Source organism: Mucilaginibacter sp., assembly GCF_039935595.1.
Lineage (GTDB): Bacteria > Bacteroidota > Bacteroidia > Sphingobacteriales > Sphingobacteriaceae > Mucilaginibacter.
Genome location: NZ_JBDTJZ010000096.1, coordinates 16,876 through 29,801, shown reverse-complemented (window position 1 = coordinate 29,801; position 12,926 = coordinate 16,876). Strand labels below are relative to the sequence as shown.

General features: G+C 40.9%; 10 protein-coding genes and 1 tRNA gene. 8 read left to right on the top strand and 3 right to left on the bottom strand.

Features of this window, described 5'->3' with window-relative positions:
• Nucleotides 1-111 precede the first annotated feature (111 nt).
• Both dctA and ABI367_RS06395 read left to right on the top strand, forming a co-directional pair.
• Nucleotides 112-1,368 carry a C4-dicarboxylate transporter DctA gene (gene dctA, locus ABI367_RS06400; protein ID WP_462231156.1) on the top strand — a complete coding sequence of 419 codons (1,257 nt, stop codon included), beginning with the start codon at nt 112-114 and terminating at the stop codon, nt 1,366-1,368.
• 51 nt (nt 1,369-1,419) lie between these two features.
• Nucleotides 1,420-2,658: an ABC transporter permease gene (locus tag ABI367_RS06395; protein WP_462231154.1), complete on the top strand. Its 1,239-nt coding sequence runs from the start codon at nt 1,420-1,422 to the stop codon at nt 2,656-2,658.
• 73 nt (nt 2,659-2,731) lie between these two features.
• On the opposite strand, the gene cdaA is transcribed toward ABI367_RS06395, so the two are convergent.
• The 3 genes from cdaA to ABI367_RS06380 are packed head-to-tail and all read right to left on the bottom strand — an operon-like array spanning nt 2,732 to nt 5,609.
• Nucleotides 2,732-3,523 (bottom strand): diadenylate cyclase CdaA, encoded by a 792-nt coding sequence (cdaA, locus tag ABI367_RS06390; protein ID WP_462231152.1) that lies wholly within the window; start codon nt 3,521-3,523, stop codon nt 2,732-2,734.
• A 57-nt stretch (nt 3,524-3,580) separates the two neighbouring features.
• Complete coding sequence (locus ABI367_RS06385; protein ID WP_462231150.1) at nt 3,581-4,636, bottom strand: TerC/Alx family metal homeostasis membrane protein; 1,056 nt, start codon at nt 4,634-4,636, stop codon at nt 3,581-3,583.
• 1 nt (nt 4,637) lies between these two features.
• A complete protein-coding gene (locus tag ABI367_RS06380; protein ID WP_462231148.1) occupies nt 4,638-5,609 on the bottom strand; it encodes a polyprenyl synthetase family protein in 972 nt (323 codons plus the stop codon).
• A gap of 336 nt (nt 5,610-5,945) precedes the next feature.
• On the opposite strand from ABI367_RS06380, the gene ABI367_RS06375 reads away from it, so the two are divergent.
• The 6 genes from ABI367_RS06375 (at nt 5,946) to ABI367_RS06350 (ending at nt 12,905) form a co-directional block, all read left to right on the top strand.
• Nucleotides 5,946-6,033: transfer RNA gene (locus tag ABI367_RS06375), tRNA-Ser, on the top strand.
• 328 nt (nt 6,034-6,361) lie between these two features.
• Nucleotides 6,362-7,198, top strand: a complete 837-nt coding sequence (locus ABI367_RS06370; protein WP_462231146.1) for an amidohydrolase family protein — start codon at nt 6,362-6,364, stop codon at nt 7,196-7,198.
• A 2-nt stretch (nt 7,199-7,200) separates the two neighbouring features.
• On the top strand, nt 7,201-8,211 hold the full coding sequence (locus tag ABI367_RS06365) for a zinc-binding alcohol dehydrogenase family protein (protein ID WP_462231144.1): 1,011 nt from the start codon (nt 7,201-7,203) through the stop codon (nt 8,209-8,211).
• A gap of 11 nt (nt 8,212-8,222) precedes the next feature.
• Entirely contained in the window at nt 8,223-9,740 is a 1,518-nt protein-coding gene (locus ABI367_RS06360; protein WP_462231142.1) for a tagaturonate reductase, read from the top strand.
• 41 nt (nt 9,741-9,781) lie between these two features.
• Complete coding sequence (locus ABI367_RS06355; protein WP_462231140.1) at nt 9,782-11,743, top strand: sialate O-acetylesterase; 1,962 nt, start codon at nt 9,782-9,784, stop codon at nt 11,741-11,743.
• A 25-nt stretch (nt 11,744-11,768) separates the two neighbouring features.
• The gene (locus ABI367_RS06350) at nt 11,769-12,905 is read left to right on the top strand and encodes an alpha/beta hydrolase-fold protein (RefSeq protein ID WP_462231138.1); all 1,137 of its coding nucleotides are present in this window, start codon (nt 11,769-11,771) and stop codon (nt 12,903-12,905) included.
• Nucleotides 12,906-12,926: the final 21 nt, after the last annotated feature.

Below are 12,926 nucleotides of genomic sequence, written 5' to 3'. Positions count from 1 at the left end.
TAGTATTCTTATATTGTATACATACAGGCTCCTTTACAGGGGCCTTTTTTGTTAGCAATAATTATTAAATTTAGCCATAATGTATCAACCTAAAACCAGTTTGTTAGCAGCATGAAGCGTTTAGTATCAAATTTAACTTTCCAGGTATTGGTTGCTATAGCGTTGGGTATAGCCGTTGGTTTTATATTCCCCTCGTTTTCGCCTACGGCTAAGGTTATAAGCCAAACCTTCATCAGCCTTATACAAATGTTGATAGCGCCTATTATTTTCCTGACCATTGTTTTGGGTATAGCCGGTATGGGCGATATTAAAAAGGTAGGCAGGGTAGGTGGCAAGGCATTATTATATTTTGAGATAGTTACCACCTTTGCCCTAATTATTGGATTGGTAGTAGCCAATGTATTAAAACCCGGCGAAGGTTTTATACACAAAAGTATTGATGTGACCAAAATAGCCGGTTACCAAAAGCAAGCCGCCGAAATGAACGTGGGCGACTTTTTAACACACCTTGTGCCGCATAACATTTTCGCGGCTTTTGCCGAGGGCGATATTTTGCAAATACTTTTCGTGGCCGTATTATTTGGTTACGGCCTTAGCCACATGGGTAATGCCGGCGAGCAGGTGGTAACCTTATTTGAAAAAATATCGCAGGTGTTTTTTAATATTATGAAGGTAATAATGAAACTGGCACCTTTAGGCGCTTTTGGCGGCATGGCATTTACGGTGGGTACGTTTGGTATAAAAACGTTACAGCCTATGGCTAAACTAATGGGGTCAGTTTACCTGACTATGGCCCTTTTTATTTTTGTAGTGCTTAACATAATTTGCCGCTTATATAAATTCAGCTTATGGCAATACCTTAAATTTATTCGCCAGGAAATTTTGGTGGTGCTGGGTACCTCATCATCAGAAAGCGTATTACCCGCCATGATGAATAAAATGGAACGGTTTGGCTGTTCGCGTTCTGTAGTGGGCCTGGTTATACCTACCGGGTACTCCTTTAATTTAGATGGTACTACCATTTATTTGGTAATGGCCGTAGTTTTTTTGGCGCAGGCCTTTCAGGTGCCTTTATCATTAACACAACAAATAACGCTAATTGCTATACTAATGCTAACCTCAAAAGGAGCAGCCGCTGTAACAGGTGGCGGTTTTATTGTACTTACGTCAACCCTGGCGGCAACCAAAATAATACCGGTTGAAGGGGTGGCGGTATTGTTGGGCGTGGATAGGTTTATGTCAGAATCGCGCGCTATTACCAACATGATAGGCAACGGTATCGCTGCTGTTGTTATTGCCAAAAGCGAAGACGAATTTAATGAAGATGCCTATCGCCATGCCATTAATAATAAGGATGGTTTGCTGTAACAAACGGTAAGGTTAAGTAGTCATACCATAAGTTTTAGTACATTTATATACATGCCTGTAAATACCACACTTCGCGAGAATGTTGCTATAGCCCTGCAATCAATAGGCGGCAACCGCCTGCGTACCTCGTTAACCGCTTTAATAATTGCCATTGGTATAATGGCGCTGGTGGGTATTTTAACCGCTATTGAAGGTATAAAACAATTCACCAACGACGCGTTCTCCAGCCTGGGAGCAAACTCATTTACTATTCAAAACCGGGGGTCGGGCATAAATTTTGGCAATGGCGGTCACCGTAAAATATACCCCGCTATAAGTTATGACGAGGCGCAGCGTTTTAAAACGCGCTATAAGCTGCCGGCGGTAGTAGCTATTAACCTAACGGTATCAAGCACGGCGGTGGTAAAATATGAAAGCGAAAAAACCAACCCTAATATTACTGTAACAGGCAGTAATGAAAATTTTGTATCTACTAATGGGTACAAAATAGCATTGGGTCGTAATTTTTCGGCATCCGAGCTGGAACATGGGGCCAGTGTAGTTATTATTGGCGATGAAGTAAGGATCCAGCTGTTTAAAAACCACGATCCCATTAATAAGCCCATATTTATTGGCAGCAATAAGTTTTATGTAATTGGCGTATTCGCCTCCAAAGGATCAAGTGCCGGAGCGGGTGACAGGGTATGTTTAATACCTATATTAAGGGCCAAGCAATTAGCATCCACCTCAAACCCATCATTTGCTATTAATGTTATGGCCACCAACTCGGGCGCGCTTGATGCCAGCGTGGGTGAGGCAACCGGGCTTATACGCAACATACGCGGACTTAACATAGCCAATGATGATAATTTTGAAATAACCCGCAGCGACTCAATACAGCAGCAGCTAGCAGGGCAATTAGCAGGTATAACTATTGCAGGCTTTGCTATAGGCGCCATTACTTTAATAGGCGCAGCCATTGGGTTAATGAATATTATGCTGGTATCAGTTACCGAGCGTACCCGCGAGATTGGTATACGTAAAGCCATTGGCGCCACGCCAACTGTAATACGCCGCCAGTTTTTAATAGAGGCCATTGTAATTTGCTTAATAGGCGGTGTAGCCGGTATTATATTGGGGATGGCCATAGGCAACCTTATAGCGGTACAAATAAGCGGCACATTTATAGTACCGTGGCTATGGCTTTTTGCCGCTATTGTATTATGTACGCTTATTGGTTTGTCATCAGGATTTTATCCCGCAAAAAAAGCATCCAAGCTTGATCCGGTTGAGGCCTTGAGGTATGAGTAAGGATTGTTGCTTACTGGCGTAACAGTGAAGTGTTTACGCGTAAATATCATTCATCGGCACATCCACGCACCTACTAAAAATCTTTATTCAACAATTTCTCTAATTCGGCAAAGCTTACGTTCATTTTTACGCGGCCCTGCTTGGCGTATGATATTTCGCCGGTCTCTTCAGATATGATAATAGCGGTAGCTTCGTTGGCTTCGGTAACGCCAATACCGGCCCGGTGACGAAGGCCAAATTGCGGGGGCAGATCAATCTTATCGGTTAACGGCAAAATGCAACTGGCCGATTTGATTTTATTTTCGGCAATAACCACCGCGCCATCATGCAGCGGACTGGTTTTCTGGAAAATGGCTTCCAGTAATCGTTTTGATATTTTGCCGTCAATTACCTCGCAGCTGTTTTGATAAAATTGCTCATCATAATACTTGGCAAATACTATAAGTGCACCTGTACGGGTTTGCTTTAAAATTTTGCAGGCATCAATAATAGGTTTAATGCGCATGTAGTTGTTTTTTTCAACCTCGGCTTTGCCAAAAAAATACTGCCACCAGGCCTTATTGCGCTGTAATGATGCATTTTTGCCCACAAGCAGTAAAAACCGGCGTATCTCCTGCTGAAAAATAACGATAACCAGTATAATACCTACATTGGTAAAATAACCCAATATGGTGGTAAGCAGTTTCATGTGCAAGGCACTTACCGCAAAGTAAAGCGCATACAAAATTGCAATGCCAATAACAATATTAGCGGCTATGGTACCTCTTACCAGGTTATATAACTGGTAAATAAGGAAAGCCACCAATACAATATCAAGCACATCAAAAAAGGTGAATTTTAACAGGCTGAAATCAATTGCGTGCATGTACGCAATTTAGCACAAATGCTTTTAATATTGGAAACATGACCGTTAATAAATAGCTTAATGTGCTGGTTTAGTTTCTTTTTTTGGGAAAAGAAGCGATGCTACAATACTTATTACCAATATGGCCAAAATAATTAATAACGAATTCATGGTGGTTAAACCGATTTTTTCTACATAATTAGCAAGCAGCATTTTTAATCCGATAAAGGCCAGCAAGGCTGCTAATCCTACCTTGAGGTAATGAAACTTATCAATAATATTAACCAGTAAAAAGAACATTGATCGCAGCCCCATTATGGCAAATATATTGGAGAAGAACACGATATAAGGATCTTTAGTAATTGAGAATATAGCCGGTATAGAGTCAACCGCGAATATCAGGTCGGTAAATTCAATAATAAGCAGCACCAGGAAAAGCGGTGTTATATATTTTTTACCATTTAGTTTGATAAAAAATTTGTTGCCTTCAAATTTAGGGTGTACGGCAAAATATTTAGAGGCCAGTTTTACAATTTTATGGTTTTCGGGGTCTATTTTTTCTTCCTCGTTACGGTTAATATACATGCTAATGCCGGTGTATACCAGGAACGCGCCAAAAAGGTACAATATCCAATGGAATTTGGTTATCAGCGCGGCGCCCACAAAAATGAATAAAAAGCGCATCACTACAGCACCTATAATGCCCCACAACAATACTTTATGGTAATACCTTTGTTGTACGGCAAAGGCCGAAAATATAAGTACCATCACAAAAATATTATCAACAGACAGGGCGTATTCAACTATATAACCGGTAATAAATTCAAGCGCAAGGTTTTTGCGGTACAGGTTTAAACTGCCCGCAAAATCATTGGGGTTTAAGGTTAAATGGTGTTGGTGCTGTTGGTTAATTTCCTGCAAAGCTGCAAAGCTGTCAACATGGTGCAATAAATGCCCGTATTGAAATATTAAACCATAAAATATCAATGCCAGGCTAACCCATACGGCACTCATAATACCCGCCTGTTTCAGGCTTACGGGTTTGTCTGATTTGCCAAACAGGCCCAGGTCGGCAGCCATCATTAAAAAAATGAACACCACAAAGGCCCCAATAAAAATAAGTTCGTTGGGCATATTATTTATTACGTTCGGTAGTAAAATGTACTAATTGTTCTAACCCGGTACGAGCATCGCCGGCGGGGAAAGTGCTTAATATGGTAAATGCCTCTTCCCTGTATTTTTTCATCTGCGTTTCGGCATAGGTTAATCCACCGGTTTGTTTTACAAAACTAATAATGGCCTCAATTTTTACAGGGTCGTCATTATGGTTTTTTACCAGGTTGATCATGCTTTTTTTGGTTGCGTTATCGGTATTATTTAAGGCATAGATAAGGGGTAGGGTAACCTTTTTCTCCTTAATATCAATACCAAGGGGTTTACCTACATCATCTGTGCCAAAATCAAACATATCGTCCTTTATCTGGAAAGCTATACCAATCTTTTCTCCAAACAAGCGCATTTTTTCAATAGTTTCATCATCGGCCCCGGCCGATGCAGCGCCGCAGGCACAACAGGCCGCAATTAACGAAGCGGTTTTTTGGCGTATAACATCATAATATATATCCTCGCCAATATCCATGCGCCGCACTTTTTCAATTTGCAGCAACTCACCCTCGCTCATCTGCTTTACCGCTTCTGATACGATCTTCAACAAACTAAAATCTCCATTATTTATTGAAAGGAGCAAGCCTTTTGATAGCAGGTAATCGCCCACCAGCACGGCTATTTTGTTTTTCCAAAGGGCATTTATAGAAAAAAAGCCCCGGCGCTGGTAGGAGTTATCTACCACATCATCATGCACCAGGGTGGCGGTATGCAGTAACTCAACCAACGCTGCGCCACGGTGTGTAGCCTCATTTATGCCACCGCAAATACTGGCCGAAAAAAATACGAACATAGGCCGTATCTGCTTGCCTTTACGTTTTACAATATAGTGGGTAATGCGGTCAAGCAGGGGTACTGAGCTTTGCATAGAGCTTTTAAAACGCTCTTCAAAAACATCAATATCTGCAGCAATGGGTTTTTTAATTTCGTTGATGCCGGGCATTAACTAAACAGGGCTTTAAGTAATAAAATATTGCCTGCCGGCAACAAAAGCAAACATAGCTAAAATTTTTATTGACCTGCGCCAAAAAAAACTGAAGTAAACATTAAACCATTACTGCTTTTAGTAATCTTACAAATACAATAGCACGTTATTACAATTAACGTTTGTAATAAAGTGACCTCATATAGTTTTTGTTTATATTAATGATTTGTTATTTACGCGGGGTCCGTTGGTGCGGGCCCCGCTTTTATTTGCGTAATTATTTTACCTTTGCCGCTCGGCTAAATATTAAAGGGCAACCCTTTTAACTTTTACAACGTTTTAATGACATAATACGGAGAGGTGTCTGAGTGGTCGAAAGAGCACGCCTGGAAAGTGTGTATACGCCAAAAGTGTATCGAGGGTTCGAATCCCTCCCTCTCCGCAACTTATTAATCGATATTTCCCAAACCCTATAAAACTGCCATTTTATAGGGTTTTATTATTTAAACGTAGTCCAAATTCATCATATTACTTCATATTACCCTATCCCAATCATTACCTATTTCTCAAATCGAGATAGTAAGCTTGATAATTGGTATAGCTAAGTAGAAATACGACTAATGTGCATTTTATAAGGTTTTTAGTGGTTTAAATGGTAGTATAGTTTAATAAAATGACAATTCTGCTAATTTTATAATAAAATTTAAATGCTTACTTTGAAAGCCGATTAAACGTACTAATAACACTTTTTGTTTAATTAATATAACATAATGTTAAAAATAGATTCTCATCAACATTTTTGGAAGTATGACCCGGTGCGGGATACGTGGATAACCAAAGAGATGAGCATTATACAAAAGGATTTTCTGCCGGAAGATCTGGAGCCGGTATTAAAAGCAAATGGTATTGATGGTTGCGTGGTTGTACAATCAGATCAGTCGGAGGATGAAAATCAATTCCAACTGGCTAATGCCGATAAACATGATTTTATTAAAGGAATAGTTGGATGGGTAGACTTTCGATCGCCAGATGTAGAAAAAAGACTTGAATATTATAGTCAGTTTTCCAAACTTAAAGGTTTTCGCCACGTGTTGCAAGGCGAGAAAAAGCGCGATTTGATGTTACAGCCTGATTTTTTAAACGGGATCTCGCTGCTTAATAAATATGGATTTACCTATGATATCCTGATCTACCCCGATCAATTAAAATACGTAACAGAGATGGTTGCTAAGTTCCCTGAACAATCATTTGTAGTTGACCACATTGCAAAGCCGTATATTAAAGATAAAATTTTATTAGAGTGGGCCGAAGATATTGCCGCATTGGCTCAATTTAAAAATGTGTACTGCAAAATTTCAGGGATGGTTACTGAAACTAACTGGAACCAGTGGCTGCCTGATGAATTTGAGCCTTATATGGATGTTGTGGTAGAAAGTTTTGGTATTGACAGGGTGATGTTTGGGTCAGACTGGCCCGTTTGTTTGGTATCAGCCACCTATAAGCAAGTTTACGATATAGTTAAAGAGTATTTTTCGGGATACAGTGTTAGCGAGCAGACGAAGTTTTTTGGCGGTAACGCAATTAAGTTTTATAATTTATCTAAATAAGAATGAATTCATTGGTTTGTATACAGCCCGGGAGGTTTGAATATAAAGAGTTTGATAAACCGGTATTAACTGCCGGAAACGCTATCATAAAAATTAAAAGGATAGGCATTTGCGGGACAGACCTGCACGCGTTTAGGGGTACGCAACCCTTTTTTAGTTATCCACGCGTTTTGGGGCATGAGTTATCCGGCGATTTGGTTGAAGCTGATGATGCCCCCGGGTTTACTATTGGCGAACCGGTTACGTTTATACCATACATTAATTGTGGCCATTGTATTGCCTGCAGAAACGGAAAACCCAACTGTTGCGAAAATATTAAAGTTTGCGGCGTACATGCGGATGGTGGTATGGCCGAGTATTTTTCTATCCCATCCCGTTTATTGATACATGGCGATGGGTTAAGTTATGATGAATTGGCACTGGTTGAACCTTTGGCAATAGGTGCTCATGGTGTAAGACGTGCTGCTATTACCAAAGATGAATTTGTGTTAGTTATCGGCGCGGGCCCTATTGGGTTAGGTACCATGGAATTTGCACGCATAGCCGGGGCAAAGGTAATTGCTATGGATATTAACGATAGACGACTTGCGTTTTGCAAAAACAAATTGGGCATTCCGCATATAGTGAATGCAGGCGAGAGTGCGAAAGAAAAAATAAGCGAAATTACAGGGGGCGACATGCCGACTGTAGTAATAGATGCAACCGGGAGCAAAAAGGCTATCAACTCCGCGTTTCAGTATATGGCACATGGTGCCCGCATGGTATTAATAGGTTTACAAAAGGAAGAAATATCATTTAGCCATCCCGAATTTCATAAACGTGAAGCTACTTTGATGAGTAGCCGTAACGCTACACGGGCTGATTTTGAGCATGTAATAAATTCGATGAAAAAAGGATTGGTTGACCCTACAAACTACATAACACACCGCACAGATTTTAGCGAGTTGAGTGCCGAGTTTGAAAGCTGGCTCGACCCGCAATCGGGTGTTATTAAAGCAATGGTATCATTATAATATAACCGTAAATGGATAGCATAACATCTATAAAGCTTTCAAACAAAACATTACCGGCAATAAAAAGTCCCGGCGTTATGATGCCGGTTGCTGATTATTTAAAACTACCGGTAAAAGTTTTACAGTTTGGTACGGGTGTTTTATTAAGGGGACTTACAGATCATGTTATTGATAAGGCCAACAGAAAAGGGATTTTTAATGGCCGTATAGCTGTTGTAAAATCAACCAACACCGGCAAAACCGATGCCTTTGCCGAACAGGATAACCTGTATACCTTGCAAATGAAAGGTATTAAAAACAAGCAATTAACAGAGGAGACCGTTATTAATGCTTCAATAAGTCACGTATTATCGGCTGCTGACGAATGGGACAATGTATTGAAAGAAGCCGAAAACCCTCAACTTAAAGTCGTTATTTCAAATACTACCGAAGTTGGCCTACAATTGGTTGAGGAGGATATTAATCAGCAACCACCGGCGTCGTTCCCGGCTAAATTATTGGCAGTACTTTACCATCGGTATAAAACCTTTAAGGGTAGCAATGATAGTGGCCTGGTGATTATTCCCACTGAACTTTTACCTGATAATGCAACAATACTCAAATCCATAATCACAAAATTAATTGCCTTTAATAAACTGGATGCAGGGTTTGAACAGTGGGTAAATGAAAACAATCATTTCTGTAATTCATTGGTCGACAGGATAGTGACCGGCCGTCCATCGGCGCACGAGCAGCAGTTATTTGAAGAAAAAAATGGCTACCAGGATGAACTGTTAATTGTGTCTGAACCATACTTACTATGGGCCATTGAAGGCAACGATACCGTAAGAGACCTATTAAGTTTTGAACAAGCAGATGAAGGCGTAACAGTAATACCGGATATAGAGGTGCACCGAGAGCTAAAATTGCGCTTGCTTAACGGAACACACACCCTAAGTTGTGCCCTGGCTTTTTTAACCGGGTTCGAGCATGTGAATACCGCTTCGGAAGATCCAAAATTTGCAGATTTTCTGCAAGGTTTAATGGCCGAAGTACGCGCGGCTATGCCTAATACTGATTCAAAACTGGCAGGAGACTTTTCTGATAGTGTTTTAGACAGATTTAGAAACCCTTACATACAACACCAATGGATAGCTATTGCACAACAATACACTACCAAAATAATAACCAGGGTTGTACCCATATTAAAAGCGCATTATAAGGTACATAATCGGGCACCGGTATATATTACTAAAGGTTTTGCGGCTTATGTGCTATTTTTAAGTACAATTAAAAAAGATGGTGATGCATATTATGCATTATATAAAAATGTGAAGTATCCTTTTAAGGATGATAAGGCAATTATACTGATAGAAAAGTTAACAGATTATGATGCAGGTAGTATGGCTGTGGCTATACTTAGCAGTAGTGAAGTATGGGGAGAAGACCTTACCACACTATCCGGCTTTGCCGATGCTGTGCAAAATTATTTAACTAAATTAACCAACGGTAATTTAACTACGGTAAGCAATGGAATTAACCTAAGCTAACATTATAAATTGCCGAACCAATATAACCTGTAATAAATGTAATGAGAGTAATTGTTAAAGCACTTTGCGTAGCTTTTTGTTCGGTTATAATATGTGTTCACCCGGCAAAAAGTGATGTCAGGCTGCCTAAATTGATTGGCGACGGTATGGTGTTGCAGCGCGATAAGCCGCTTAAAATATGGGGATGGGCAGCGCCAGGAGAAAAAGTAACGGTTGATTTCATCAAAAAAAAATATAATACCGTTGCCGGTGCTGATGGTACGTGGCAAATTATGTTGAAACCTATTGCTGCCGGTGGTCCTTATAATATGACTGTTACCGGCAACAATAAAATAGAAATAGCTGATATATTATTGGGCGATGTGTGGTTTTGTTCGGGCCAGTCAAACATGGAGATGGGCATGGGCGATATTGCAGAAAAATATGAAAAAATAATAGCTCAAAACCAAAATACCAGCATCAGGCAGTTCTTAGTGCCTAAAGGGCTAAATGATGCAACAAAAATTCACGACGATTTTAGCAATGGTCGCTGGGCGCCCGCCACAGGTACAAACGTAAACCGTTTTAGTGCCGCCGCCTACTTTTTTGCTATAAACTTATTTGAACGTGAGCATGTACCTATTGGTTTGATCAATTCCAGCTTTGGCGGCACGCCCATTGAATCGTGGATAAGCGCCGACGGCTATAAAACATTCCCGGAGATAGCTAAGCAGGTGGTACGCTTGAGTGACACCGCCTATGTAAACCAAATGAACAGGAACAATGCCGCAAACAATCGTTTACAAGCTGCGCGGACGGATAAAAAATATGACGATGGGCTAAACGAAACGCCCAAATGGTATGAAACAGCTTATCAACCAGTGGGCTGGAAAGATATCATGGTTCCGGGTTTTTGGACCGGGCAGGGGTTGAATAATTTTAGTGGTGTAGTTTGGTACAGAAAAGTGATCAATGTGCCGGCAGCCGACGCTTCGAACGCGGCAAAATTATATTTCGGGCGCATAAATGATAACGATGAGGTATACATAAATGGTCAGTTAGCCGGTCGTACGGGCGGGCAATACGCAAACCGTATGTATACATTAAAATCAGGTCTGCTGGTTCCCGGCAAAAATGTTATAGTGGCAAGGCTAAGCAATAATGCCTCGGCTTTGGGGGGCTTTGTAGGCGATAAACCATATTATATTACGGCCGGTACGGATACTATTCAACTAAGCGGAAAATGGCAGTATAAAGTAGGCCAGGCTTATCCGGCGGTAAAAAGCAGTTACGAGAGTTACTCGGCGGCAAACCAGCCTACCTTATTGTACAACACCATGGTTGCACCGGCGGGCAATTACGTGATTAAAGGCGCATTATGGTACCAGGGCGAATCAAACGTAACCCGTGCAAAAGAATACGAACGTTTACTGCCCGAATTGATAGCAAACTGGCGCGCACTTTGGCATGACCCTAAATTACCGTTCATTATCGCGCAATTGCCAAATTACCAGGAAGTAACTTATTTGCCTGTAGAAAGCGGCTGGGCTGAATTAAGAGAGGCCGAACGCAAAGCCCTTGCCATACCAAATACGGCAATGGCTGTTTTAATTGATGTGGGCGAATGGGGCGATATACATCCCCGCGATAAAAAAGATGTGGGCGAACGCCTGGCGCTTGCAGCCGAAAAACTGGTGTACGGGCATACCACTTTAGTTGCCTCCGGACCAACCTTACAGGGTGCAAAAAAAGACGGTAATAAAGTAGTGCTAACTTTTACAGATACAGGCAGCGGGCTGATTGCTAAGAATAGCAATAAATTGCAGCATTTTGCAATTGCCGGTGCAGACAAGCATTTTGTTTGGGCAACAGCACAGATAAACGGCAACCAGGTAATTGTTTGGAGCGATGAAGTTCCTGATCCGGCTTATGTGCGGTATGCCTGGGCAAATAATCCCGATAGGGCAAATTTGTATAATAAAGAGGGCTTGCCAGCCTCTCCTTTTGAAGCAGAAGTAAAATAATTATAAACCCAATTAATAACCTTAAATGAAATTTTTTATAACAATTGTTTGTGGCATTGTACTATCAGTTTTGATACCCTTTGCCGGCATGAGCCAGGCTGTTAAAAGTGATAACATCATACCCGAAACTAATATGCGGGGAGGGAAGTACCCACAGATATTACCTAACCACCATGTGGTTTTTCGTATCAAAGCACCCGACGCCAAAAAAGTGCAGATAGATCTGGGTAAAAAATATGATATGGTAAAAGAAGGGGATGGTACCTGGACCACTACAACCGATTCCATAAGCGAGGGCTTTCACTATTATTCATTAATAGTTGACGGTGTTACCGTTGCCGACCCGGCAAGCGAAAGCTTTTATGGTATGAGCCGTATGGCCAGTGGTATTGAAATACCTTTTGCAGGTGGTGATTATTACGCCCTTAAAAATGTACCCCACGGTGATATCAGGATTAAAAACTATTACTCAACTATAACCAAATCATGGCGCAAAGTATTTATTTATACCCCTCCGGGTTATGATGTTAATACCGCAAAAAAATACCCTGTGCTTTATATTTTGCACGGCGGTGGCGAGGATGAGCGTGGTTGGGCACAGCAAGGCAAAACGGATGTGATACTGGATAACCTTATCGCGCAAAAAAAGGCAAAACCAATGCTTATTGTTATGCCTGATGCAAATATTGGAGGCGGAGGCTTTGGTGAAGATGGTTTAAAAGCCTTTGCCAACGAGATGAAGCAAAATATAATCCCATTCATTGAAAAAAACTACCGCACATTAAATACTTCAAACAACCGCGCTTTAGCAGGTTTATCAATGGGTGGCATAAATACGTTATATACCGGTGTTTATAATACCAACCTATTTGGTTACCTGGGTGTATTTAGTTCGGGATGGATCGCCCCTTCGCAAAAAGACCTAGCCAATGCGCAATACGATTATTTGCAAAAAAACCGGGCGATGGTAGAGAAGAACCTGAAACTACTTTGGGTATCAACCGGCATGAAAGAAGATATAGCTTACAACAATTGCAAAACCATGCTTGCTAAATTTGATGAGCTAAAAATAAAATATACTTACAGCGAATATCCCGGCGGACATACCTGGCCGGTTTGGAGAAACAACCTATATAATTTTGCACCTTTATTATTCAAATAGTAAACCTAAAACATTAACCAA

Bases quoted from the DNA above. Each gene is read 5' to 3' on its own strand.
- ABI367_RS06380 (WP_462231148.1), bottom strand. From the start codon at position 5,609: ATGCCCGGCATCAACGAAATTAAAAAACCCATTGCTGCAGATATTGAT.
- cdaA (WP_462231152.1), bottom strand. From the start codon at position 3,523: ATGCACGCAATTGATTTCAGCCTGTTAAAATTCACCTTTTTTGATGTG.
- ABI367_RS06360 (WP_462231142.1), top strand. From the start codon at position 8,223: ATGGATAGCATAACATCTATAAAGCTTTCAAACAAAACATTACCGGCA.
- ABI367_RS06370 (WP_462231146.1), top strand. From the start codon at position 6,362: ATGTTAAAAATAGATTCTCATCAACATTTTTGGAAGTATGACCCGGTG.
- ABI367_RS06350 (WP_462231138.1), top strand. From the start codon at position 11,769: ATGAAATTTTTTATAACAATTGTTTGTGGCATTGTACTATCAGTTTTG.
- ABI367_RS06365 (WP_462231144.1), top strand. From the start codon at position 7,201: ATGAATTCATTGGTTTGTATACAGCCCGGGAGGTTTGAATATAAAGAG.
- ABI367_RS06395 (WP_462231154.1), top strand. From the start codon at position 1,420: ATGCCTGTAAATACCACACTTCGCGAGAATGTTGCTATAGCCCTGCAA.
- ABI367_RS06385 (WP_462231150.1), bottom strand. From the start codon at position 4,636: ATGCCCAACGAACTTATTTTTATTGGGGCCTTTGTGGTGTTCATTTTT.
- dctA (WP_462231156.1), top strand. From the start codon at position 112: ATGAAGCGTTTAGTATCAAATTTAACTTTCCAGGTATTGGTTGCTATA.
- ABI367_RS06355 (WP_462231140.1), top strand. From the start codon at position 9,782: ATGAGAGTAATTGTTAAAGCACTTTGCGTAGCTTTTTGTTCGGTTATA.